Source organism: Janibacter sp. UYMM211 (assembly GCF_040547045.1).
GTDB classification, from domain to species: domain Bacteria; phylum Actinomycetota; class Actinomycetes; order Actinomycetales; family Dermatophilaceae; genus Marihabitans; species Marihabitans melonis.
In genome coordinates this window covers 706666-731431 of record NZ_JBEPOY010000001.1, presented here as the reverse complement: position 1 = coordinate 731431, position 24766 = coordinate 706666, and the positions used below count along the sequence as shown (strand labels likewise).

The 24766-nt window shown below is 75.2% G+C and carries 19 protein-coding genes; 12 read left to right on the top strand and 7 right to left on the bottom strand.

The window, feature by feature from the left end; translation table 11 throughout:
• Window positions 1-84 precede the first annotated feature (84 nt).
• Entirely contained in the window at window positions 85-1476 is a 1392-nt protein-coding gene (locus ABIB53_RS03250) for a hypothetical protein (protein ID WP_354587106.1), read from the bottom strand.
• A gap of 84 nt (window positions 1477-1560) precedes the next feature.
• Between ABIB53_RS03250 and ABIB53_RS03245 the strand changes: the two genes are divergently transcribed.
• Genes ABIB53_RS03245 through ABIB53_RS03230 form a run of 4 tightly spaced genes read left to right on the top strand, consistent with a single transcriptional unit; the run spans window position 1561 to window position 7157 of the window.
• A complete protein-coding gene (locus tag ABIB53_RS03245) occupies window positions 1561-2661 on the top strand; it encodes an NAD(P)-dependent alcohol dehydrogenase (RefSeq protein ID WP_502914621.1) in 1101 nt (366 codons plus the stop codon).
• 2 nt (window positions 2662-2663) lie between these two features.
• A complete protein-coding gene (locus ABIB53_RS03240; protein WP_354587105.1) occupies window positions 2664-4694 on the top strand; it encodes a glycosyltransferase in 2031 nt (676 codons plus the stop codon).
• 58 nt (window positions 4695-4752) lie between these two features.
• Complete coding sequence (locus ABIB53_RS03235; protein WP_354587104.1) at window positions 4753-6498, top strand: glycosyltransferase; 1746 nt, start codon at window positions 4753-4755, stop codon at window positions 6496-6498.
• Window positions 6499-6554: 56 nt separating this feature from the next.
• Entirely contained in the window at window positions 6555-7157 is a 603-nt protein-coding gene (locus ABIB53_RS03230) for a hypothetical protein (RefSeq protein WP_354587103.1), read from the top strand.
• Between the two features lie 117 nt (window positions 7158-7274).
• On the opposite strand, the gene ABIB53_RS03225 is transcribed toward ABIB53_RS03230, so the two are convergent.
• Window positions 7275-8957, bottom strand: coding sequence for a glycosyltransferase family 4 protein (locus ABIB53_RS03225; protein ID WP_354587102.1), 1683 nt, complete (start codon window positions 8955-8957; stop codon window positions 7275-7277).
• A 12-nt stretch (window positions 8958-8969) separates the two neighbouring features.
• Complete coding sequence (locus tag ABIB53_RS03220; RefSeq protein WP_354587101.1) at window positions 8970-10580, bottom strand: DEAD/DEAH box helicase; 1611 nt, start codon at window positions 10578-10580, stop codon at window positions 8970-8972.
• Between the two features lie 207 nt (window positions 10581-10787).
• Between ABIB53_RS03220 and ABIB53_RS03215 the strand changes: the two genes are divergently transcribed.
• Window positions 10788-11498, top strand: a complete 711-nt coding sequence (locus tag ABIB53_RS03215) for a ferritin-like fold-containing protein (RefSeq protein ID WP_201467515.1) — start codon at window positions 10788-10790, stop codon at window positions 11496-11498.
• A 69-nt stretch (window positions 11499-11567) separates the two neighbouring features.
• Here ABIB53_RS03215 and ABIB53_RS03210 read toward each other — a convergent pair whose 3' ends face one another.
• From ABIB53_RS03210 to ABIB53_RS03200, 3 genes are all read right to left on the bottom strand, one after another.
• Entirely contained in the window at window positions 11568-11834 is a 267-nt protein-coding gene (locus ABIB53_RS03210) for a GlsB/YeaQ/YmgE family stress response membrane protein (protein ID WP_123092137.1), read from the bottom strand.
• 181 nt (window positions 11835-12015) lie between these two features.
• Window positions 12016-12237: a DUF3107 domain-containing protein gene (locus ABIB53_RS03205; protein WP_123092362.1), complete on the bottom strand. Its 222-nt coding sequence runs from the start codon at window positions 12235-12237 to the stop codon at window positions 12016-12018.
• Between the two features lie 43 nt (window positions 12238-12280).
• Window positions 12281-12961, bottom strand: a complete 681-nt coding sequence (locus ABIB53_RS03200; RefSeq protein WP_354587100.1) for a TetR/AcrR family transcriptional regulator — start codon at window positions 12959-12961, stop codon at window positions 12281-12283.
• Window positions 12962-13061: 100 nt separating this feature from the next.
• Between ABIB53_RS03200 and ABIB53_RS03195 the strand changes: the two genes are divergently transcribed.
• Both ABIB53_RS03195 and ABIB53_RS03190 read left to right on the top strand, forming a co-directional pair.
• Window positions 13062-16298, top strand: a complete 3237-nt coding sequence (locus ABIB53_RS03195; protein WP_354587099.1) for a PD-(D/E)XK nuclease family protein — start codon at window positions 13062-13064, stop codon at window positions 16296-16298.
• Window positions 16295-19597 (top strand): ATP-dependent helicase, encoded by a 3303-nt coding sequence (locus tag ABIB53_RS03190; RefSeq protein ID WP_354587098.1) that lies wholly within the window; start codon window positions 16295-16297, stop codon window positions 19595-19597. The genes ABIB53_RS03195 and ABIB53_RS03190 overlap by 4 nt, the downstream gene beginning before the upstream one ends.
• A gap of 24 nt (window positions 19598-19621) precedes the next feature.
• On the opposite strand, the gene ABIB53_RS03185 is transcribed toward ABIB53_RS03190, so the two are convergent.
• Entirely contained in the window at window positions 19622-20800 is a 1179-nt protein-coding gene (locus tag ABIB53_RS03185) for a phosphotransferase (RefSeq protein ID WP_354587097.1), read from the bottom strand.
• A gap of 67 nt (window positions 20801-20867) precedes the next feature.
• Between ABIB53_RS03185 and nudC the strand changes: the two genes are divergently transcribed.
• The 5 genes from nudC to ABIB53_RS03160 all read left to right on the top strand — a co-directional run bounded on the left by nudC (window position 20868) and on the right by ABIB53_RS03160 (window position 24744).
• Window positions 20868-21776 (top strand): NAD(+) diphosphatase, encoded by a 909-nt coding sequence (gene nudC, locus ABIB53_RS03180; RefSeq protein ID WP_354587096.1) that lies wholly within the window; start codon window positions 20868-20870, stop codon window positions 21774-21776.
• Window positions 21777-21788: 12 nt separating this feature from the next.
• Window positions 21789-23903, top strand: coding sequence for an ATP-dependent DNA helicase UvrD2 (locus ABIB53_RS03175; RefSeq protein WP_502914620.1), 2115 nt, complete (start codon window positions 21789-21791; stop codon window positions 23901-23903).
• A gap of 120 nt (window positions 23904-24023) precedes the next feature.
• Entirely contained in the window at window positions 24024-24194 is a 171-nt protein-coding gene (locus ABIB53_RS03170; RefSeq protein ID WP_191563719.1) for a hypothetical protein, read from the top strand.
• Between the two features lie 102 nt (window positions 24195-24296).
• Complete coding sequence (locus tag ABIB53_RS03165) at window positions 24297-24593, top strand: WhiB family transcriptional regulator (protein ID WP_083969036.1); 297 nt, start codon at window positions 24297-24299, stop codon at window positions 24591-24593.
• 25 nt (window positions 24594-24618) lie between these two features.
• Window positions 24619-24744, top strand: coding sequence for a hypothetical protein (locus ABIB53_RS03160; RefSeq protein ID WP_268884186.1), 126 nt, complete (start codon window positions 24619-24621; stop codon window positions 24742-24744).
• The last annotated feature ends 22 nt before the right edge of the window (window positions 24745-24766 follow it).

Here is a 24766-nt window from a genome sequence, read left to right as displayed (position 1 = left end):
ATCATCTCGGGTCCTCCTCCCGGGAAGCCGGCACGCGCTCGGGTTGCAACCAGCGCGGGTGCCAAGATCTCGGGCGGGATGGCGTCAGCCGGCGCTGGCGTCCCAGGCGTCGATGATGCGCTGGGACTGGTCGGAGATCCGCTTGCCGTCGGCGTCCCCGTCGAGCGGGCCGATGTCGACGGCCGGGCCGGTCGCGCTGCTGCGCCAGCGCAGCTCGGAGCGGTCGCGGCCGAAGGACCGGTAGCCCAGGACGACATCGCCCTCCCACCCGGCGTCGCGCATCGCGCGGAAGGTGGTCTGCGGGTTGCCCAGGCGCCCGCGGATCGCGAGGTCGACGCCGTCGTGCTCCGACGCGCTGCCGGCCGTGACGTGCAGGCCCGGGGCGTGCGCGGCGAGGGCGAGCGGCGCGAGCCTGGAGCGCTGCGACGCCGTGCCCCCGATGCTCACGGTGCCGTTGGTGCCGGTGCCCGAGGACAGCACGACGTCGCCGTCACCGAGGTCGGCGGTGGCCGCGCTCGCGAGGTCGTCCGGCGAGCCCAGCGCGATGGTGAGCCGGTCGCGGTCGCGGTCCCGGTTGCGCAGGCTGGTCGGCTCCACGTCGCCGAGCCCGTCGAGCGCGGTGTGCATGGGCTGGGTGTCCACGCAGCCGAAGATCCGGGAGGCGCCGCTCGTGGTCGTCAGCGTGACGTCGGGGCAGACCGCCCGCGCGACGTCGTCGTGGGTGTCGAGCACCCGCTGCGGCGTGACGCCGCCGGAGGTGCCGCCCCCACCGATCTCGACGGTCAGCGCGTCGTCGCGCAGCCGGAGCACGGGGCTGAGGTCGCTGCTCTCCAGGGCGCCCCGAGCCTGCTCGACCTCGTCGAGCAGGCCGCCGATGCCCGGGGTGCCGAGCTCGACCTCGAGATCGAGGTCGCCGTCGGTGCCGCTGGTCGTCGTCGTGAGGCGCACCGGGTGGTCGCCGCCGCCCTGCAGGGCCCGGTCGCCGGTGGCCAGCGAGCGCATCGTCGCCATCGGGTCGTCGGTCATGACGCTCATCCGGGGCCGCGTCGACCACAGCAACTCGAAGCCGGTGACCGGGTCCCCTTCGCCCGACAGCCGCTCGACGTAGCCGGCGGCGCGGGGCAGGTCGTCCGACTCGCGGGGCACCTGGGCGCTGTCCTCGCCGCTGATGACGCTCACCTGGGCCTCGCTGCCGAAGATCCCCTTGCTGTCGTCGTCGCGGAAGTCCTGGTAGGCCTGCGCGACCCGCTCGTAGGCGGCGCGGTCGAGATCGCCGGACAGGGTCACCTCCGCCTCGACGGCGCGACTGAGGCCGGTGCTCGGTGTCGACGTCTCCACCGAGGCGACCCCCTGGACCCCCTGGAGGTCGCTCTCGAGCTGGGCCGCGCGCTCGGGAGCGCTGTCGCCGCACCCCGAGAGCCCGAGCGCTCCCGTCGAGAGCGCCACGACCGCTGCTGCCCGTCCCCACCTGCTCACCCCGCACACCCTGGCACAGCCCGCGCCGTGTCACGATGACGTGATGCGGGGAGCCCTCCCCGCGAGCGAGACCAGGAGGCACATGTGAGCAGCTCGGCCACCACCGACCAGCGCGACGGCAGCACCCCCTTCGAGACGGCGGCGCTGTCCACCCCGTCCGCCGGGGCCCCCTTCGAGGCGGTGCGTCTGCAGCGTCGCGCGCTGCGCGACGACGACGTCCTCATCGACATCGCGTGGGCCGGCATCTGCCACTCCGACATCCACACCGTGCGGGACGAGTGGGGCCCCGCGCACTACCCGATGACCCCCGGCCACGAGATCGCCGGCACCGTCGCGGCGGTCGGTGCCGCCGTCACCCGGTACGCGGTCGGCGACCGCGTGGGTGTCGGGTGCCTCGTCGACGCCTGCCACGAGTGCGAGCAGTGCAAGAACGGCGACGAGCAGTTCTGCGAGCGCGGTGCCGTCGGCACGTACAACGCGAAGGACTACCACGGCGAGATCACGCAGGGCGGCTACGCCCGGCAGGTCGTCGTCAGCGAGAGCATGGTCGTGCGGGTCCCCGACGCGATCGAGCTCGACGTCGCCGCCCCGCTGCTGTGCGCCGGGATCACCACCTACGTCCCGCTCAAGCGCTGGGGGGCCGGGCCGGGTCGTCGGGTCGCCGTCGTCGGCGTCGGCGGCCTGGGGCACATGGCGGTGAAGATCGCCGCCGCGATGGGTGCCGAGGTGACGACGATCAGCCGCTCGGACGCCAAGGCGCAGGACGCGAAGGACCTCGGGGCGAGCACGCACATCGCGACGAAGGACGAGGGTGCGCTCCGCGCGGCCAAGGGCTCCTTCGACCTCATCATCAACACCGTCAGCGCCGACCTCGACATGAAGGACTACGTGCGCCTGCTGCGTCCCCAGGGCGCGCTCGTCAACGTCGGGCTGCCCCCGGGCGACCTCGTCGTCGCGCCCGGCTCGCTCATCGTCGGCAACAAGGCGATCGCCGGGTCGAACATCGGTGGGATCCCCGACACCCAGGAGATGCTCGACTTCTGCGCCGAGCACGGCATCGCCGCCACGGTCGAGCACGTCGACGCCACGGACACGACGGCGGTCGACGCCGCCTACGAGCGCGTCGTCGCCGGCGACGTGCGCTACCGCGCGGTCATCGACACCTCCACCATCACCCCGGCCTGAGCGTGGCCAGCCTGCAGCGCGCTCGCACCCTCGCCGCGGGAGGGGTCCGAGCCGTCGTCAGCGGCGACCCCGCCGCGCGTCGGCGGGTGCTCCAGCCGCTGCGGGCACGGCTGCGCCCGACGCGTCTCGGCGACGTCGACCCGCTGCTCGCCGCGTACGCCCGGGCGGGCGAGCAGATCGGGGTCGACGACGTCGTCGCGACGGGTCTGCGGACGAAGGGGGCGCTGCTGCGCGACGTCGCCGGGCTCCTCGCCGAGCGCACCGGGTCGCCGAGCTGGCGCGCCGGGCACGCCGAGCTGCTCCTCGTCGGCGACGACGGGCAGGACGTCCGGGCAGGCGTCGACGTCGTCTCGCGGCTCGTCGCCGACGGCGCGGCCGACCAGCTCACCGGGCGCCAGGCCCTGCTCTACGCCCACGCGCTCCTGCGCGGGATGCGCGGCGCGGCCGAGCCGGGGCCGCTCGTCGTCGTCGGGCCGGGCGAGCAGCGGCTGCGCCGCGAGCTCGCCCTGCTCACGACCCTCTCCGCCGACGAGCGGGCCGACCTCGAGACCGATCTCGCGCACCCCGACCTGGGGGGCGACGAGGCGACCTGGTGGTCCGGCGTCACCCGCCGGTGGCGCGAGGCGGGGATGCTCGTGCCGCGGCTGCTCACCGACGACGAGCTCGCCGACGTCGTCGGCGCAGAGGCGGTCGCCGCCTTCGAGGAGCTGCCCGTGCTGGACCGGGTCGGCCCCGACCCGGCCGAGCTCGCCGTGCTGCGCGAGGGTCTGCCCGCGCGGGTCCGCGAGGCCGGTGGCGACCCCGCCGACCTCCCGCTCGTCAGCGTCGTCGTCACCGCCTACCGCCCCGGCCCGTGGCTGACGACCGCGATGCGCGCCCTGCTCGACCAGACCTGGCCGCAGGTCGAGGTCGTCGTCGTCGACGACGCCTCGGGCCCCGAGCACGCCGAGACGATCGCGCGGGCGGCGGCGCTGCACCCGCGGGCCCGGGTCGTCACCCGGGAGAGCAACGGCGGCGCCTACCGCGCACGCAACCACGGCGTCGCGGCGTCGACGGGGGAGTACGTCGCCTTCCTCGACGCCGACGACTGGATCCACCCCGAGCGGGTCGAGCGCGCGCTGCTGCCGCTCCTCGCCGACCCCGACCTGCCGATGACCCGCTCGCTCGCCCTGCGCGGCGACGACCGGCTCCACCTCGCCTGGCCCGGCTACCCCGCCGTCCGGCACAACGCCGCCGGCCCGATGCTGCGCCGCTCGACCCTGACCCTCGTCGGCCCCTTCGACGAGGTCCGCAAGAGCGCGGACAGCGAGTACGACGCGCGGGTCGTCGCGGTCACCGGGGTCGAGCCCCCGACGGTCGAGCCGGCGCTGCAGCTCACGCGGCTGCGGCCCGGGTCTCTGTCGCGCGCCGACTTCGGCGTCGGGTGGGGCGTCGGCGGCCGCCTGGCCTACCGCTCCGCCTACAAGGCGTGGCACCGCACCCTGCCGAAGGGGGAGCCCGTCACCCTGGGTGAGCGGGCCCCCTTCGCCGCCCCGCGCGCGTGGACGAGCGACGCACCGCACCCTCGCGTCGACGTCCTCGTCGTCGACGACGCGGCCGACACGATGGTCGACCCGGCGTCGCTCGCCGCAGACCTCGAGGCGCTCGCCGCCGGCGGTCTGACCGTCGCGCTCCTGCACCGGGAGAACCCCGCGAGGATGCGCCTGTACCGCAAGGGCCTGCAGGCCGCGGTGCGGCGTCTCGTCGACGCCGGGACGGTCACCCAGGTGCACCCCGAGGAGGCCGTCGAGGCCGTCGTCGTGTGGGTGCGCACGCCCGAGGTCGCCGTCGCGGGACGCCCGGCACCGCTCGTCAGCGCCGAGGCGGTGCTCGTCGGCGAGCCCGACGGCGCGCACACGCACCGGGTGACCCTGGCGTGGACCCGGGCCGCCGTCGAGGACGAGCTCGCGACGTGGGGGGTGCCCGCCCCGCGGTGGGTGCCGGCCGCCGCCGCCCGCGACGAGGTCGCGGTCCAGGTGCGCCCGCGCACCTGACATCCTGTGACCACCGCCTGCCCGGGACCGGGCGGCACTCACGCGTGCGAGGAGCATGATGGCCAAGGACCTGTCGACGAGCCTGCGGCGACCCGTGCAGCGGGCACGACGCCTCGTCGGTGACGCGACGGCCGACCAGCGCGCGGCCCGCGCGGCCCGCGCCCGTCACGCGCTCGTCGCGGCACCCCTCGACGAGGAGGTGCCGGCACCGCGCGCCAGCGCACCGCGGGCCGTCGTCCACGCCGGGGAGCGGGTCCGTCGCGGGCTCGCGCCCCTGCTGCGGCTGCAGGACGAGGTCGTCGGGGCTGACGTCGTGCTCCTCGAGGTCGACGCGAGCAGCGAGGTCGCGGCGCAGGCGCCGCTCGAGGACCAGGTCCGGCTCGCCGCCGCCGCGCACGGCTGCGGGATCCCCGTCGTGGCGTGGGTGACGGGCAGCCAGGCCGAGATCGCGGGCTCCCGTGCGCTGCAGCGACTTCGAGAGGCGGACCCGCGGCTGCGCGTGGCCGTCGACGACGCCGAGGCCGTCGCCGCCTACGCCGCCGAGCTCGGCGGCGAGGTCACCCATCTCGGGCCGGCTGCCGACCCCTTCGTCCACTCGCCCGCCCGCACCGGGCCCGCCCGCCGGCGCGAGCAGGCCGTCGCGATCACCGGGGACCCCGGTTACGACGTGACGCGGCTCGCGCCGGCGCAGCCCACCCGTCTCGACGTCCTCGGCGCCCAGGGCTCGGCCTCCGCACCCGACGGCGACCGGCCGATGCTCGCCCACTACCGGTCGCTCGCCGTCGTCGCCGACCGGCCGAAGGTGGGGTGGCAGGTCGTCGAGGCCGCAGCCTCCGGCACGCCCGTCCTCGCCACCCCCGAGGCCGCCGACCGGCTGCCCGCCGACATCGCCGAAGGGGTCGCGGTCGCCGAGGGCGACGACGCGATGCGTCAGCAGGTCGTCGCCGCGCTGTGGCAGGACGAGCTCGTCGACCGGGCCGGTCTCGTCGCCGGTCGCGCAGCCCGCGCCGGGCACACCTTCGCCGACCGGGTGAGCTCGATCTCCCGGCTCGCCGGTCTCGTCGACCCGCCCCGGCGCACCCCGCTCGGCGTGTGCGGCGACCGCGGGGTGAGCGCCGTCGTGTCGACGAACAGGTCGCACGAGCTGACGACCGTCGCCGACAACATCGCCCGGCAGGTGGAGACCCAGCACGGCAACGTCCAGCTCGTCCTCGTGCTGCACGGTCTCGACGACCGTCCCGCCGAGGTCGAGGCGATGATGCGCGACCGCGGGATCGAGGACGTCGTCGTGCGCCAGGCCCGCTCCGACCTCACGCTCGGGGCCTGCCTCAACCTCGGCGTCGACGCCGCGGACGGGCGCTACGTCGCGAAGGTCGACGACGACAACTACTACGGGCGGCACTACCTCACCGACCTCGTCGACGCCTTCGCCGTCTCCGGCGCGCAGGTCGTCGGCAAGTGGTGCCACTACACGTGGCTGCGCAGCACCGGCGCGGTCGTCCTGCGCTTCCCCAAGGACGAGCACCGGTACACGCGGCTCGTCCAGGGCGGCTCGATCCTCGTCGAGGGCGAGGTCATGCGGCGGCTGCGCTTCTCCGACCTGCCGAGGGCCGTCGACACCGACCTGCTCGACCGGGTGCAGGCGGCGGGGATGCGCACGTACTCCTCCGACCGCTTCGGCTACGTGTCGATCCGGGGGACCGACCGGCACGCGCACACGTGGACGATCGAGGACGCGCGCTTCATGAACGCCTCGGGGCGCGTCGCCTTCTACGGCGACCCGCGTGAGCACGTCGACGTCTGACGGCGCGTCTGCGCCGACGGGCTGCGACGGGTCTCTCGTGCCGCTAGCGTCCGGGCATGAAGCGTCCCGTCGTCGCGGCCCTGGCCGTCGTCGCCCTCGTGCTCGTCGCCGGTCTGGGCTGGTGGTCGACCGCGTGGTGGCGTGAGGAGCCTGCCGACGCCCTGTCGATGGGGTCCGGTGACAGCGAGAACTGGGTCTCGGTCACCGCCGAGGCAGGTGTCCCGATGTCCTGGTCCCTGAGTGACCTCGTCGCCGACCCCGACCGGGGACCCGTCACCGTGACCGACGTGACCGTGGATGCCGACGAGAGCATGACCTTGCTCGGGGTCGGGTGGATCGACACCCGCAGCCCGATGCGAGGGATGGTGACGACCGACTTCCCGCCCGAGTCCTTCTTCGAGGAGATCAAGGGGACTCGTGAGCACTACCACTCGGGCCTGCCCGCCGGCCCGCTGCCCCGAGGTGAGGTCGGGTGGACCCCGGTCCTCGGCCTCACGGTGGATCGGGCGGGGCCGTCGCGGCTGCGGGCCATGCACGTGACGTACGAGGTCGACGGCGAAGAGCACGTCCAGACCTTCGAGCTGCGGCACACGGTGTGCGCCTACGTCGGTTCGGCGAAGGACGTCGACTGCGACCCGGTGTTCGACAAGACCCCCTGACGTACAAGACCCTGCTGGCTGCCTCTTGATCAGTCAGGACCCTTTCGAAAGGGTCCCGGCTCGTCGAAGGGCAGCCAGCAGGGTTTCGTAGCCCGGGGCGAAGGGGGAGCGGCGGGGTCAGCGGTTGCGCAGGACGGCGTCGTAGACGGCCTGGTAGCGGGGGCCGTTGGCGCTCCACGAGCGCTGCGTGCTCACCCACTCGCGACCGGCTGCGGCGAGCTCGGCCCGCCGCGCCGGGTCGGCGTGCAGCCGGGCGAGGACGTCGGCGAGCGCGGTGCCGTCGCCGGCGGGGAAGGACTCGCCGCGCGCACCCGCCCCGGTGATCTCCGTGAGCGCGGGCAGGTCGGAGACGACGACGGGCAGGCCCGCCGCCATCGCCTCGAAGGGCTTGAGCGGGGTGACGAGCCGGGCGGCCTGCTCGTCGACGCGCGGGACGACGAAGACGTCCATGAGCGCGTAGTGGTCGAGGACCTCGTCGTGCGGGACCCGCCCGGTGAAGACGACGGCGTCGCCCGCGCCGACGGCCGCGGCGTGCGCCTCGACCTCGGCCCGTCGTTGCCCGTCGCCGACGACGAGGGCGGTGGCGTCGACCCCCTTCGCCCGCAGCGCCATCGCGGCGTCGACGAGCAGCTCCTGCGCCTCGCGGTAGTGGTCGAGGTTGGAGACGTAGCCGAAGACGAAGCGGCCCTCGAGCCCGTAGCGCTGCACGAGCTCGGGGCTCCGCTCGCGCGGCGAGAAGGCCTGCGCGTCGACGCCGTTGGGCACGACGTGCACCCGCTCGGCCGGCACCCCACGACCGACGATGTCGCCGCGCATCGACTCCGAGAGGGTGACGACGGCATCGGCGGCGAGCATCGCGCGGGTGTCGGCCGCGCGCCGGCGCCGGTAGGTCTCGGCCCCCTCGGCGTGCTCGGGGTCCGGGCTCCACGTCGCCTCGAAGAAGCCGCGCACCTCGTAGACCCACGGCAGCCCGAGTGCCTGGGCGACGGCGCCGCCGACGAGTGCGGCCTCGTACCCGCGGCCGCCGGAGTGCACGTGGAGCAGGTCGGGGGCGAGACCGGCGAGCACCGGCGCGAGCGCGCGGGCGTACGCGTCGAGGTGCTCGTCGTGGGTCTCGTGCGCCGGCACCTGGGCGCGCCGGAGGTGGTGGTGCGGCACGCCGTGGACGTCCTGCGGCGAGTCGTCCTCGGCGGCGAAGTCGAGCGCGGTGACCGCCACCGGGTCAAGCCCGGCCTCGACCTGGGCCGCGAGGTTGTACCGGGTGCGCACGGAGTAGCCGGACTGGCGCTGGGGGAGCGCGATCTTCAGCAGGTGAGCCGGGCGAAGGGGGAGACCCCCGCCCCGCTCGGCGCGGGCGCGGTCGAGCAGCTCGACGGCGCTCCTGACGACCTCGGCGGGCACGCCCGGCGCCCACGACGGGTCGGTCTCGCGCAGCCGGCCCTCGACCTGCCGGCGGGCGCGCTCGAGGCGCGCCCGGACCGGTGCCTCGAGCCGCGAGGTCGCGGCGAGCTGTGCGCGGACGACCTCGAGCTGGAGCGTCGGCTCGCCGGCGCGCGACGCGGCGCGGCGGGCGAGGTCGAGGAAGACGACGTCGCGGCCCAGCGCGTCGAGCTCACGGCGCACGAGGGCGACCGCGGCGTCACCGCGGCCCTCCTGCGTCAGCGCCTCGAGCTCGGCGCACACCGACGCGGCCGGGCGGCCGTCGGACGCGCTCGCCCGCGGACGCAGCCGCTGCGCGACGCGGTACCCGCGTCGCGCAGCACTGGTGAGCGCCCGTCGGGCGCGAGGGCCAGAGGGCACCGGCGGCAGTCCTCAGCCCTGGGCCGGGGCCGAGCCCGTGCTCGTCTGGCCGTCCTGCCCGCCGCGGGTGCGGCGACGGTTGCGGTTGCGGCGCGGGGCGCCCTCACCGGACGCCGAGGCGCCCTCGCGGCGCTCCCCGCCCTCGCGGGAGCCACGACCACGACCGCCATCGCCACGGCCACCGTCGCCACGACCCCCTTCGCCACGGCCGCGCCCGCCGTCGCGACCGCGACCGCCGTCACGACCGCCCTGGGGGCGACGACCGCCGGACTTGCCGGTCTCGCCGAGGTCCTCGAGGACCTCGGCCGACAGGCCCTCGCGGGTGCGCTGGGCCCGGGGCAGACGCCCCTTCGCGCCCTGCGGGATGTCGAGGTCCTCGTAGAGGTTCGGCGAGGAGGAGTAGGTCTCGACGGGCTCGGGGATGCCGAGGTCGAGCTGACGGTTGATGACCGACCACTTCGTCATGTCGTCCCAGTCGACGAGCGTCACGGCGACGCCGGTGTTGCCGGCGCGACCGGTGCGACCGATGCGGTGGACGTAGGTCTTCTCGTCGTCGGGGCACTGGTAGTTGACGACGTGGGTGACGTTGCTGACGTCGATGCCGCGGGCGGCGACGTCGGTCGCGACGAGGACGTCGACCTTGCCGTTGCGGAAGGCGCGCAGGGCCTGCTCGCGGGCGCCCTGGCCGAGGTCGCCGTGGATCGAGGCCGCGGCGAAGCCACGGTCGGTCAGCTCGTCGGCGACCTTCGCGGCGGTGCGCTTGGTGCGGCTGAAGATGATCGTCAGACCGCGGTCCTTGGCCTGCAGGACGCGGGCGAGCATCTCGACCTTGTCCATCGCGTGGGCGCGGTAGACGAACTGCTCGATCGCCTTGACGGTCTGGCGGTCCTCGCCGTCCTCCGTCATCGCGCGGATGTGGGTCGGCTGGTTCATGTAGCGACGCGCGAGGGCGACGATGGCGCCCGGCATCGTCGCGGAGAAGAGCATCGTGTGGCGGCCCGCGGGGGTCATCGCCATGATCTTCTCGACGTCGGGCAGGAAGCCGAGGTCGAGCATCTCGTCGGCCTCGTCGAGCACGACGGTGCGTGCGGCGGAGAGGTCGAGGTGCTTCTGCTGGGCGAGGTCGATAAGCCGGCCCGGGGTGCCGACGACGACGTGCACGCCCTCGCGCAGCGCCTCGATCTGCGGCTCGTAGGCCCGGCCGCCGTAGACGGTGAGAACCTTGATGCCGCGGCGCTTGCCGGCCTTCTCGAGGTCGCTGGCGACCTGGACGGCGAGCTCACGGGTGGGGGCGACGGCGAGGGCCTGGGGGCGGGTGTCGTCGGTCTCGGTGTCGATGCCGTCGAGGATCGGGACGCCGAAGCCGAGGGTCTTGCCGGTGCCCGTCTTGGCCTGGCCGATGATGTCGTGGCCGCCGAGGGCCACGGGCAGGGTCATCGCCTGGATGGGGAAGGGGTGGATGATCCCGCCGTCGGCAAGGCTCGCGACGATGTCGGGGTGGACGCCGAAGTCGGCGAAGGTGGGCTGCGGGGCGTCCTGCGCCACCGGCTCGACCGTCTCTTCCACGGTGGGGAGGGTCTCGGGCTCGGTCGCGGCAGGGGTCTGCTCGGTGATGTCGCTCATGTGGTGTGCAGAGGTCTCTCGATCAGCGGCGGGCACGTGGGGTCACGCCGTCGTGGCGGGCCGATCGGAGGTCTGCGGGCGGGGCGTCGTGCTGGGCGCCGCCTGCCGGTCCGTCGCGGACCGGCGAGAAGATGCGTGCCGACCGGGCACCGTGGTCCCTCCCATGGTAGCCGCCTGCCCCCGAGACGACGACTACGCTGAAGTCTCATGAGCGACAGCCCCTCGACGAGCGCCGCGAGCGCCGGAGCGCACCTCGGCGAGCGAGAGCGCGAAGGGGTGGTCGACCTCCTCGGCGCGATCGCCTACGGCACGATGTCGGGCTTCACCCGGATGGCCGCCGACAGCGAGCTCACCGACGACCTGCGCCTCAAGACCGCGGTCGCCGGGATGGCGGTCGGCGAGTTCCACAGCCACGAGCTGCTCGTCGGGCACATCCGCGCCCTCGGCGCCGACCCCGTCGCCGCGATGTCCCCCTTCGTCGAGGCCTTCGACTCCTTCCACGCGCGCACCGCGCCGCGCAACCTCGCCGAGGCGCTCGTCAAGGCCTACATCGGCGACGGGATCGCCGACGACTTCTTCCGCGAGATCTCCGTCTTCGTCGACGACGAGTCGCGGGCGATCATCGCCGCGGCCTCGGCCGACGACGGGCGCACCGACGTCATCGTCGAGGAGGTGCGGGCCCAGATCCGGGCCGACCGCCACCTCGCCGGGCCGCTCGCGCTGTGGGGGCGCCGGCTCATGGGTGAGGCGCTCTCGCAGGGCCAGCTCGTCGCGGCGCACCGCGAGGCGCTCGTCGAGCTCATCCTCGGCCAGAGCCACTCGCGGCCCGGTGCCGACCTCGGCGAGATGGGCGCGATCATGCAGCGGCTCACCGACGCCCACCAGCAGCGCATGGCGCGTCTCGGCCTCTCGGCCTAGCGCGGCCCAGCCCCGGCACGACGAAGGCCCCCGGCGGGAGCCGGGGGCCTTCGCGAAGGTTCGTGACGCTCAGACCTGCTTGCGTCCGGTGACCATGCCGTAGATGACGATGAGAGCCGCGGCGCAGACGACGCCGATGGCGTTGGCGATCCAGTCGATGCCATTGGTCTCGCCGCCACCGAGGGAGGCGTAGATCCAGGAGCCGATGAGCGACCCGAGGATGCCGAGGATGATCGTGACGACCATCGAGATCGACTGACGGCCCGGCAGCACGAGACGTGCGAGGGCACCGATGATGGCGCCGACGATGATGGCCACGATGATGGTCCAGAGCATGGGAGCCTTCCTTTCAAGATCCCGGCAGGGTGCGCCGGGGGGTGACTGGCCGGAGACCCGGCCATGCGCTCGATGCTAGGACACCTGAGGCACGAAATCGGGGACGGCGTCCAGGGATCCTGAGAGACCGCTGGACGCCGCCCCGTGACGTCAGCCAGGCTGCTGACCTGGGCGGACGACGTCAGGAGGCGCCGAAGCCCACCCGGCCGCGCGAGGGCTCGCCGAGGTCGACGTAGCCGAGGGCGCCGGCGGGCACGACGACGCGGCGACCGCGCTCGTCGCGCAGGTCGAGGGCCTGCCCGCCCAGCGCCGCCTCGACGGCGGCGACGATCTGGTCCTCGCTGCCCGTGGCGTCGATGACGATCTCTCGGGCGACGTTCTGGATGCCGATCTTGACCTCCACGGAGGGTCCCTTCTTCGCAGGTGCGGTGTACGAGCCGATCTTGTCAGGCGCCGCCGTCACCGCCGCCCGCGGCTCCCCCTTCGCCCGCCTCGGTGCCCGCACCGCCGCGCAGCGTCGCCTGGCTGGGGTAGGAGCTGAGGCCGCGCCACGCGAGGTGGCCCGCGGCCAGGGCCGCGTCGGCCTGCGGGATGGTCGCGCTGTGCGCGAGCCACGCCCGGGCGGAGACCTGCGACATGCCCGCCAGGGTCACGCCCAGCAGGTCGGAGAAGCTCTTGGGCAGACCGGTGTCCTGCGCGATGCGGTGGCTGATCGCGTCGCCGAGCTGTGCCTCGAGCGCGTCGATGCGGTGACGCACCCGCGAGTCGCCGGTGAGATCGGACTCGAAGACGAGGCGGAAGGCCTCGCCCTCGTCGCCGACGAACTCGAAGAAGGCCGCGATCGTCGCGTAGACCCGCTCCTTGTGGTCGTCGGTGCTGTCGAGGGCCTCGAGGACGAGGCTCTCGAGGCGGTCGCACTCGCTCTCCAGGAGCGCGAGGTAGAGCTCGAGCTTGCCGGGGAAGTGCTGGTAGAGGACGGGCTTGGAGACCCCCGCCTCGTCGGCGATGTCCTCCATCGCCGCTGCGTGGTAGCCCTTGCGCACGAAGACGGCCTGGGCGGCCTGCAGGAGCTGGGCTCGCCGCTGCGCGCGCGGCAGCCGCTGCACCCGGTGAGACGTGCTGGTCATGGGGTCCTCCCGCGTCTGAGCAGTGCCCTTCATCGTACCCACGGGTAGCCCCTGCGGCGGTCGTCGGCTGGCTGTCGGGCACGGGTGATGGGATGGGTGCATGACCACGACGCAGACGAGCGGACCGGGGGCGAAGGGGGCGACCCCCGTCGCCCTCGAGCGTCGCCCGAGCCCGGGGGCCAGCGGGGTCCGCCGGCTCGGCCGGGAGCGTCTCGACGACGACCAGGCCGCCGCGGTCGACGCGCGGGCCGAGGTGCTCGTCGTGCTCGGCGGGCCGGGCACCGGTCGCACGGTCGTCGCGGTCGAGTGCGCGCTGGACCGCGTGCGCACGGGCGAGTGCCGACCCGACGAGGTCGTCCTCGTCGGGGCCACCCGCCGCTCGGCGTCCGACCTGCGCGACGCGGTGACCTCGGGGCTCACCGGGGCCGCCGCGGTCCCCCTGGCCCGCACGGTGCAGAGCCTGGGCTTCGCCGTGCTCCGCGCGCAGGCCGCGGTCGACGGGCTGCCGCCGCCGCGTCTGATCTCCGGAGCCCAGCAGGACCTCGTCCTCTCGGACCTGCTCGCCGGCCACGCGGAGACCGGCACCGGGCCGCGCTGGCCGCAGCGCCTCCACGAGGCCCTGCCCACGCGGGCGATGCGTGACGAGCTGCGCGACCTGCTCATGCGGGCGGTGGAGCACGGGCTCACCGCCGAGGACCTGCGCGACCTCGGGGTGCGCCACGGGCGCCCGGAGTGGGTCGCCGCGGCCGAGGTCTTCGAGGAGTACGAGCAGGTCGGCGCGCTCGCGACGCCGGGTGCCTACGACCCGGCGTGGGTGCTCACCGCCGCGGCCGAGCTGCTCGAGGGCGATGCCGAGGCCCGGGTGCGCGCGCTGCGCTCCGTGGGCTGCGTCGTCGTCGACGACGCGCACGAGCTCACCGCCCCGGCGGCCCGGCTGCTGCGGGTCTTCGCCGCCTCAGGGGTGCCCCTCGTGCTCCTCGGCGACCCCGATGCGAGCGTCCAGGGCTTCCGCGGGGCCGATCCCGCGCTCTTCCTCGGCGACTGGGCAGGGCGGCGCGTCGAGCCGGTGGTCCTGCGCACCGGCTACCGGGTGCCCGCCGCGGTGGCCGAGGCCGACGCCCGCGTCGTCGCCCGCATCGGGGCGCTCGGAGGCGGTACGCAGCGCGGCGCGAGCGCGGCGCACGACGACGGCACGTGCACCGTGCGGGTGCTGCGCTCCCAGGCCCAGGAGGCCGGCTACGTCGCCCACGCCCTGCGCCGGGCGCACCTCGTCGACGGCGTCCCGTGGGACGAGCTCGCGGTCGTCGTCCGCGGGGCGGGGCGGCAGTCGACGCTGCGCCGGGTGCTCGCAGCCCGGGGCGTGCCCGTCACCTCGGCCTCGGCCGACGTCCCCCTTCGAGACCAGGCGAGCGTCGCCCCGCTGCTGCTCCTCCTGCGTCTCGTCGTCGACCTCCAGCGCGGGCACCGCGAGCTGCCCGACGTCGAGGAAGTCCTCGCCCTGCTCACCTCGCCGCTGCTCGGGGCCGACACCGTCGCCGTGCGCCGGCTGCGTCGCGCGCTGCGCGCGGCCGAGCTCGCCGACGAGGGCGGGCGCTCCAGCGACGAGCTGCTCCAGCACGGCACCGTCGACCCCGCCTGGGTCGACCACCTGCTCCTCGAGCGCCCCGACGTCGCGCCGCTGGCCCGGCTCGCCCGGGTCGTCGCCGCGGCCCGCGCGGCGGCCGTCGTCGAGGACGGACGGTGGGCGCAGGGCGTGAGCGGCGAAGGGGTGCTCTGGGCGGCGTGGGAGGCCGTGGAGGTCGCCGACCTCTGGCGCGAGCGAGCGCTCGCCGGCGGCGCCGGGGGAGCCCGGGCCGACGAGGCCCTCGACGCCGTCGTCGCGCTCTTCTCGGCTGCGGCGGCCCACGAGGACGCCCGGCCCGGCAGCGGACCCGAGTCCTTCCTGCTCTCCGTCGCCCAGGAGGAGGTCGCCGCGGACTCCCTGGCCGACCGCAGCCCCGACACCGGGGCCGTCGCCATCGTCACGCCGGCCGCCGCCGCGGGCCGGCAGTGGCGACGGGTCGTCGTCGCCGGGGTGCAGGAGGGCGTGTGGCCCGACCTGCGCCTGCGCGGGTCGCTGCTGGGCTCGACCGAGCTCGTCGACGTCGTCACCGGTCGTGCCGCGGTCGGCTCGGGACCGGGCGACCCGGGCGCCGACGACCGTGCCGAGGCGGCTCGCGCGCAGGTCCGCTACGACGAGACGCGGATGCTCCACGTCGCGATCACCCGGGCGAGCGAGCACGTGCTGCTCACCGCCGTGTCCTCCGAGGACGAGCAGCCCTCGCCCTTCCTCTCCGTCGTCGACCCGCTGCCGGCGGGGGTCGGTCGGCGCGAGACGCACGAGGCGCCGATGCCGCTCGACCTCGTCGGTGTCGTCGCCCGGCTGCGCCAGGAGCTCGCCGAGCCCGAGCGGGCGCACCTCGCGGCGACCCGGCTGGCGCACCTGCGCGAGGTCGGCGTGCGCGGCGCCGACCCCGACCAGTGGTGGGCGCTGCGCGACCGCAGCGACGAGCGCCCGCTGCGCGGTCCCGACGAGCTCGTCCGGGTCTCGCCCTCGCAGGTCGAGGCCTTCGACACGTGCGGTCTGCGGTGGTTGCTCACGAGCTCCGGCGGCGGGGGAGCCAGTCACGTCTCCGCCGACATCGGCACCCTCGTCCACGCCGTCGCCGAGGACCTGCCCGACGCCGACCACGCGAGCATCGCCGCCGAGATCGAGCGGCGCTGGCCCCAGCTCGGGCAGCCCCCGGGCTGGGTCGGCGAGCAGCACCTGCGTCGCGCCCAGGTCATGGGCCGGTGGCTCGCGGACTACTACGTGCGCGCCCGCACCGAGGGGTGGTCGCTCGCGGGGGTCGAGATCCCCTTCGCCGCCACCGTCGGCCGGGCCCGCATCGGCGGCAGGGTCGACCGGCTCGAGCGTCGTGACGCCGACGGGGCGCTGCGGGTCGTCGACCTCAAGACCGGCTCGACCAAGCCCACGGGCGACGAGCTCGCCGAGCACCGCCAGCTCGGCGCGTACCAGGTCGCCGTCGAGGAGGGCGGCTTCGGCGAGCACGGCTCGAGCAGCGCCGGCGCGGTGCTCGTGCAGCTCGGGCGGGCGGCGACGTCGCGCACCTTCGTCCAGGCGCAGGTGCCCCTGCGCGACGCCGACGACCCGCGCTGGGCGCACGACGCGGTCGTCGCGGCGGCCGACGGCATGTCGGCGGCGCACATGGTCGCCCGCCCCGAGGAGGCGATGTGCTCACGCTGCCCCGTGCGGACCTCCTGCCCGACCCATCACGAAGGGGGGACCCTGCGATGAGCGACCAGCCCAGCCTCTTCGACGACCTCGTCGACCTGCCCCCGGCCGGTCAGGCGAGCACGACCGCGGTCGCCGACGGGCCGCGCTACTCAGCGCTCGACGTCAGCCGTGCCCTGGGGCAGGAGCACGCCCCGACGCCGGAGCAGGCCGCGATCGTGGAGGCCCCGCTGCAGCCCCAGCTCGTCGTCGCCGGCGCCGGGTCGGGCAAGACCGAGACGATGACCGCGCGCGTCGTCTGGCTCGTCGCCAACGACCTCGTGCGCCCCGAGGAGGTCCTCGGGCTCACCTTCACCCGCAAGGCCGCGGGCGAGCTCGCCGACCGGGTGGGTGCACGGCTCGCGGCGCTCGCCGACTCGGGGCTGTGGTCGCCGCCCGAGCACGACGACGCCGGTGCGCTCGTGCTGCCCGGGGCGCCCACCGTGACGACCTACCACTCGTACGCGGGCGCGCTCGTGCGCGAGCACGGGCCGCTGCTGGGACGCGAGCGCGACGCGCGGCTGCTCACCGAGGCGGCGTCGTGGCAGCTCGCGCACGAGGCCGTCCTGTCCTACGACGGCCCGATGGAGGAGCTCGACTGGGTCGAGTCCACGGTCACCTCGATGGTGGTCGCGCTGTCCGGCGAGCTCGCCGAGCACCTGCGGGCGCCCGAGGAGGCCCAGGCCTACCTCGAGACGGTCGCCGACCGGTGGCTCGCCGCCGACGCCGCCGCGTCGAAGGGGCTCAAGGCCGTCCGGGACCAGGCGAGCGCCCTGCGGCGACGGGCGCTCGTGCTGCCCGTCGTGCGCCGCTACCTCGACCTCAAGCACGAGCGGGGGGTGCTCGACTTCAGCGACCAGATGGCGCTGGCTGCCCGGCTGGCCCAGGAGGTGCCGGTCGTCGGCGCCGGGGAGCGGGGCCGCTACCGCGTCGTGCTGCTCGACGAGTTCCAGGACACCTCCGAGGCGCAGCTCGTGCTCATGACGAGCCTCTTCGCCCCGGCGGGGCGCCCGTCGAGCCCGGTGACGGCGGTCGGCGACCCGCACCAGTCGATCTACGCCTGGCGAGGGGCGAGCGCGACGACGCTCGCGACCTTCCCCGAGCGCTTCGGCGGCGCGCCCGTGCTCCACCTGTCGCGCAGCTGGCGCAACGACGACGCCGTGCTCGAGGCGGCCAACGCCGTGGCCGAGCCGCTGCGGGCGGGGAGCGCCGTACCGGTGCTGCCCCTCGACGCCCGGCCCGGCGCGGGCCGCGGCCAGGTGTGGGCGGCGCGCGTGAGCGACGCCGCCGCCGAGGCCGACCTCGTGGCCCGGTGGGTGCAGGAGCGACGCGGCGACGGACGACGCTCGGCCGCGGTGCTGTGCCGCAAGCGCTCGCAGTTCACCGCGATCACGGCTGCCCTGGCGGCTCGTGACATCCCGCACGAGGTCGTCGGCCTCGGCGGTCTGCTGCTCACCCCCGAGGTCGCCGACGTCGTCGCCCTCCTCACCGTCGTGCAGGACCCTGCCCGCGGCGACCGGCTCATGCGGCTGCTCACCGGCCCCGTCTGCCGGCTCGGCGCAGCCGACATCGCCGCCCTCGCCGCGTACGCGCGGGCGAGCGGGCGTCCGCCCCAGCGCGGGGTCGGCCAGGACCTCGCCCCGGACTCTCGCGACGAGCTGACGATCGTCGACGCGCTCGACGACCTGCCCGACGAGCAGTGGCGGGGACCGGGGGGCGAGCACATCAGCGCTCGCGGCCTGTCGCGGCTGCGGGCCCTCGCCGCCGGGGTCGGCCGGCTGCGCCTCGCCGCTGGACAGCCCCTGCCCGATCTCGTCGTCGAGGCCGAGCGGGTCCTCGGCGTCGACGTCGAGGTCCTCGCCCGCCCCGGCTGGAGCGCCGGCGCGGCGCGGGCTCACCTCGACGCCTTCGCCGACGTCGCCGCGCAGTTCGCCGCCGGTGCCGACCGGGCGACGCTCGGCGGCTTCGTCGATTGGGTCGAGGCGGCCATCGCCGAGGAGCGCGGCCTCGACCGGCCCGTCGTCGAGCCGACTCCCGACGCCGTCCAGGTGCTCACCTGCCACGCGGCGAAGGGGCTCGAGTGGGACGTCGTCGCCGTGCCCGGTCTCGTCGAGGGCACCTTCCCCTCGCACGCGGCCCGGGCGCGCGCCGTCGACGGCGGCTGGGAGCTCGGACGGGTCACCGACCCGGGCTGGCTCGCCGCGACCGAGGGAGGGCTCCCGTACCCGTTGCGCGGCGACCGCGGGGGGCTGCCCGAGCTCGCCGAGCACGGTGCCACCCCGCACGAGATCCGCGACGACGTCGACGCCTTCAAGAGCGCGGGCGGTGAGCAGGTCATCACGGAGGAGCGCCGCCTCGCCTACGTCGCGCTCACCCGGGCCCGGCAGCACCTCCTGCTCACCTCGGCGGTATGGGCGAGCACCGGTCGCACCCCGCGCCTGCCCTCGCGCTTCTTCGACGAGGTCGTCGCCCTGCCCGGCGTGCACCAGATCGCCCAGGCCCCGATGCCCGAGCCCGGCGAGCCCAACCCCCTCCTCGAGCTCGAACGTGCTGTCGTGTGGCCGGCCCCCGTGACCTCGGAGGACCGGCCCGCGATGGAGCAGGCGGTGCCCGTCGTCCTCGGCGGGGCACCCGCGCTCGACCGCGCGACCGACCGGCACCCGCTCGACGACGAGATCACCCTGCTGCTGCGCGAGCGTGACGCGGCGCGGGCCCGCCGTTCGCCCCAGGTGGCCCTGCCCGAGCACCTGTCGACCTCGGCCCTGGTCTCCCTGGCCCGCGACGAGGCCGACTTCGCCTCGCGGCTGCGTCGGCCCATGCCCCAGGCGCCCTCCCCTCACACCCGGCGCGGCACCGCCTTCCACGCGTGGGTCGAGCAGCACTACGGTGCGGCGGCGATGGTCGACGTGCACGACCTGCCCGGCCGGGCCGACGCCGCAGCCGACGACCCGGGTCTGCCCGCGCTGCGCGAGCGCTTCCTCGCCAGCCCGTGGGCCGAGCGCACCCCCGTCGAGGTCGAGCTCAGCCTCGAGGTCGTGATCTCCGGGCGCGCCGTGCGCGGGCGGGTCGACGCGGTCTTCGCCGACCCCGATGGCGGGGTGACCATCGTGGACTGGAAGACCGGGCGCCCGCCGACCGGCGAGAGCGCGGCAGCAGCCGCGTTGCAGCTGAGCGTCTACCGCGTGGCGTACGCGCGGTGGACGGGTTTGCCCGCCGAGCAGGTGCGTGCCGCCTTCTACTACGGCGCGACGGGCGAGACCGTTGAGCCCCCGCTCGCCGACGAGGCCGAGATCGCCGCCCTGCTCGGCCCGGCCGACTGCTGAGGCCCGGACCTGGGCGGCTCGAGGTCAGCCGCGGACGGGCCCGCTGCCGGGCTCGACGGACCCGTCGGGCTCCTCGCCCGTGGGCCCGGCCTCCATCGGCTGGGTCTGCCCGACCTCGTCGACGTCGGTGACGTCGACGTGGACGGGCTCGTCGACAAGGTTGTCGAGCTGCTGGTCGTCGTCGAGGTCCGCGAGCCCTGCGGCAGGGCTCGCACCGGCCGGTGCCGCCCCGGAGGTCGCGGGTGCACCCGCGGACGTGTCGTCGGCCTCGTCCGGGCTGCCCGTCTGCTGCTCCAGGCGACGCATCGCGGCGGCGTGCTCCTCGGCCCGGTCGAGGTCTCCGGCCGCGACAGCCGCCATCATCTGCCGCACGAGCGTCATCTCGTACGACAGCCGGGCGCGCTCGAGCAGGTGCCGGTCGGGCCGGTCGACCCGCGTGTGCGCGTAGGCCTCCATGAAGGTGTCGAGGGCGTCCGGCTCGAGCCGACCGACGACCTCGGCGAGGTCGTCGGCGGGGTCGGCGACCCGTGCGTCCTCCCAGCCGAGCAGCCCGCGCACGACGAGCTCGCCCTGCTCGTCCTCGCCGACGAGGACCTGCTCGCCGGTGAGCCGCCCGACCGTCGCGGTCGGCTTGTAGCGCCATCGGCCGACGTCCTCGAGCTGGGACTCCCACCGCGCGAGCAGACCGGTCGGCACCCGGCCGGTCGCGGCGGCGCGGTCGAGGTCGGCCAGCCGACGGCTGCGGTAGACCTCGGTGTCGTAGGTCGCGGCGCCGGCCTCGTCGTAGATCGCGACGTCGAGGTTGTGCACCGAGGCCACGGCGCGTCCGAGGCTGGCGGTCAGACCCGGGCCCGGCCCGAGGAGCTCGAGCTCGACGGGGCGTCCGGCGAGGTAGTGGTGCACGGCGGCGCGTCCCCCTTCGGGCAGCGCCACCCATCCCTTGACGACCGGGACGGACAGGAGCAGGCGACGGGCGAGGAGTGCGGTCAGGGCCGAGGACTGCTCGAGCTGGGCCGAGGCGGCCGCGGAGCGCGGGCAGCGGATGACCCACCGGCGGTGCTCGGCGTCCTGCACGAGGGCGACGTCGTAGCGCGCTCCCGTCCCACCCGCGACGGGCTCGACGCTCACCGGGTCCAGACCGGGGACGGCAGCGCTGGCCAGCGCGGCGAGGGCGAGAGGTCCACGACCGGCAGGAGAAGTCACGGCCCCCACGGTACGGCGCGGGGCTCCGGGCGCGGGGGAGCGCCACGACGGATCTACAGTGGCGGGCATGGTGCACCCCTTCGACGAGCTCGTCTTCTCCGGGGCCGTGCTCGACCGTCAGGCGCACCTGCGCGCCGACCCCGACGCCCTCGAGACGCTGCGACGCGACCCCGCGGCCCGCGTCCTCGAGGCCGGCGGCATGGCCGTGGCGGTCGAGCGCTCGGGCGACGGAGCGCGGCTGGCCACGCGGCCGGTCGAGCCCGGCGACGCCGGACGCGACCTCGCCCTCCTCGGCCGCCTCGGTCCCCACCTCCTCCTCGCCGCGCTCGGCGGGGACGGGGGGACCCCCCTTCGCCAGGTCGCCGACCTGCTCACCCCGCAGGAGGCCGGGCACGCCGCGACGGCCGTCGCGCTCGACAACTGGCACCGCACCCACCCGCGCTGCCCGCGCTGCGGCGCCCAGACCGAGCTCGCGCAGGCGGGCTGGGTACGGCACTGCCCGCAGGACGGCAGCGACCACCACCCCCGCACCGACCCCGCCGTCATCATGGCCGTCGTCGACGCCGAGGACCGCCTCCTCCTCGCCCAGGGCGCGGGCTGGCCGCAGGGGCGGATGTCGGTGCTCGCCGGCTTCGTCGAGCCCGGCGAGACCCTCGCCGGCGCCGTCGCGCGCGAGGTGCGCGAGGAGGTCGGCCTCGAGGTCGTCGACGTCACCTACCAGGCCGACCAGCCCTGGCCCTTCCCCGGCTCGCTCATGGTCGGCTTCACCGCGCGCGCCACCTCCGCAGAGCTCACCCCCGACGGCACCGAGATCGCCGACGCCCGGTGGTTCACCCGGGCCGAGCTCGCCGAGGCCTTCGAGCACGACGAGCTGCGCCGCCCCGCCCCCGTGTCGATCTCGGCGCGGCTCATCGAGCAGTGGTTCGGCGGCCCGCTGACCCGCCCCTCCGACATCGGGGCTGTCCGCGCGCTCTGAGACCATGCGGTCGTGACCCCCTCCGCAGACGACGTCCTCGACGCCCTCGACCCCGAGCAGCGCGAGGTCGCCGCGCACCCGACGGGTCCGATGTGCGTGCTCGCCGGCGCGGGCACGGGCAAGACCCGGGCGATCACCCACCGCATCGCCTACGGCGTGCACAGCGGCGTCTACCAGCCCCAGCGCGTGCTCGCCGTGACCTTCACCGCCCGGGCCGCGGGCGAGATGCGGGTCCGGCTGCGCGACCTCGGTGTCGGCGGGGTCCAGGCCCGCACCTTCCACGCGGCGGCCCTGCGCCAGCTCCACTACTTCTGGCCCCAGGCCATCGGCGGCGCGGCGCCGGAGATCCTCCCGCACAAGGCGTCCGTCGTCGCCGAGGCCGCCTCGCGCCTGCAGCTGCGCCTCGACCGCACCGAGCTGCGCGACGTCGCCTCCGAGGTCGAGTGGGCGAAGGTCAGCCTGCTCACCCCCGAGACCTACGCCGCGGCGGCGCGGCGGGCGCGGCGCGAGCCCCCGGGCATGGACGAGAGCGGCATGGCGCGTCTGCTCGGGGTCTACGAGGAGGTCAAGGGCGAGCGCGGGGTCATCGACTTCGAGGACGTGCTGCTGCTCACAGTCGGCATCCTCCAGGACCGCGAGGACATCGCGGCGACGGTGCGCCAGCAGTACCGCCACTTCGTCGTCGACGAGTACCAGGACGTCAACGCGCTGCAGCAGCGCCTCCTCGAGCTGTGGCTCGGCGGACGTCACGAGGTGTGCGTCGTCGGCGACCCGATGCAGACGATCTACTCCTTCACCGGCGCCAGCCCGCGCCACCTGCTCGACTTCGGGCGCACGCACGCGGGGGCGCAGACCGTGCGGCTCGTGCGCAACTACCGCTCGACCCCTCAGGTCGTCGACCTCGCCAACCGCATGCTCTCGACCGCCCCGGTGAGCCGGCGCAGCGCCGGGGTCGAGCTCGCCGCGCAGCGCTCGGGCGGGTCCGCGCCCACGCTCACCGCGCTCGACGACGACCCGGCGGAGGCCGCCTGGGTCGCCGGCGAGATCCGTCGTCGGGTCGAGGCCGGCACCCCCGCGAGCGACATCGCGGTGCTCTTCCGCACCAACGGCCAGTCGGAGGCGCTCGAGTCGGCCCTCTCCGAGGTCGGCGTGCCCTACCTCGTGCGCGGCGGCGAGCGCTTCTTCTCCCGCCGCGAGGTCCGTGACGCCATCGTCCTGCTGCGCGGCGCCGCGCGCACCGACGACGGCGAGGCGGCCCTGGGCCATCTCGTCGCCGACGTGCTCACCGGTGTCGGCTGGCAGCCGGAGCCGCCGGCGAGCTCGGGTGCGGTGCGGGCCCGGTGGGAGTCGCTCAAGGCGCTCGTCGACCTCGCCGAGTCGCTCGCCGCGACGACCCCGACGACCCGGGTCGCCGATCTCGTGCGCGAGCTCGACGAGCGGGCCGCCGCGCAGCACGCGCCCGCCGTCGACGGCGTGACCCTCGCCTCGCTGCACGCGGCGAAGGGGCTCGAGTGGCCCGTCGTCCACCTCGTCGGCTGCTCCGACGGCCTCATGCCCATCGTCATGGCCGAGGGCCTCGACGAGATCGAGGAGGAGCGCCGGCTGCTCTACGTCGGGCTCACCCGCGCCCGCGACGAGCTGCACCTGTCGTGGGCCCGGGCGCGCACCCCCGGGGCGCGACCGAGCCGGCGGGTCAGCCGCTTCCTGGCGCCGCTGTCCGAGGTCCTCGGCGAGGGCGCCATCTCCGAGCCCAAGCGCGGCGGCGGGCGCGGCTCGGGCGGCGGTCGCACGACCCGCACCGCCCGGGTGCGGCACTGCAAGGGCTGCGGTACCGAGCTCGTCACCGCGACCCAGCGCGCCTCGGGGCGCTGCCCCTCCTGCCCGCCCACGTACGACGAGGCCCTCTACGAGCGGCTCGTCGCATGGCGCCGCGAGCTGTCGAAGACCCAGGCCGTCCCCGCCTTCGTCGTCTTCACCGACGCGACCCTCGAGGCGATCGCCGAGGCCGAGCCGAAGGACACCCGCGGGCTGCTCGCCATCAGCGGGGTCGGGGCGCGCAAGCTCGACCAGTACGGCGAGGACGTGCTCGCGATCGTCGCCGGTCGAGAGCCCTCGCAGACCCCCTGACGAAGACCGCTCGTTAAATAGGTTGTGGCCCCGATCGCGGGTGCCCTAACCTTCGGAAGGTCAGTCGGTCGCGCCTGGGCGTGATCGAGTCGCAGATCCCACGAGAGGAGGGCAGTGCACATGGAGAAGCAGATCGTCATCACCGTCGAGCTGGCGTCCCGCGCTGCCCACCTGGGTCTCGTGCCGTCCCTCGCCGGACGTACCCGTGCCCCCTTCGGCATCGTCGATCTCTTCGGCGCCGCCCCTCTCGATGACCCGCGACCTCCAGGACCGGGATCCCCCCTTCGCTAGACGAAGGGAGGACCTCTCGTCCTCGCCACACAGGCCGCGGCATCCATCGGATACCGCGGCCTTTTCTTGTCCTCCCGCAGATCACCCCCCAGGAGCACCCTCATGTCTGCCGTACCGACCACCCACCCACCGCATCAGCAGGTGCGTCTGCCGTCCTTGACGGGCAGCGCACCGTGCCTGACCGAGGAGCCGGAGATCTGGTTCGCCGACACCCCCGACGGTGTCGAGTTCGCCAAGGCTCTGTGCGCCACCTGCCCCGTGCGCCAGCGGTGCCTCGAGGGCGCCCTCGAGCGCCGCGAGCCCTGGGGCGTGTGGGGCGGCGAGCTCTTCGACGCCGGTCGGGTCATCCCCCGCAAGCGGCCGCGAGGCCGTCCCCGCAAGCATCCGCTGCCCGTCTGAGCCCCCTGAGAGGAGGTGCCCGCCGATGACCCCCGTCCAGCGCATCCTGCAGTCGCGCCGCCGCCACGTGCCGCAGCCGCAGCACGTGCTCTCCCGCCGTGAGCGGGTCGAGCTGCGTCAGCCCGTGCCGATGCACATCCGGATCCGATGACGGGCAGGTGCCCGTCGGACCG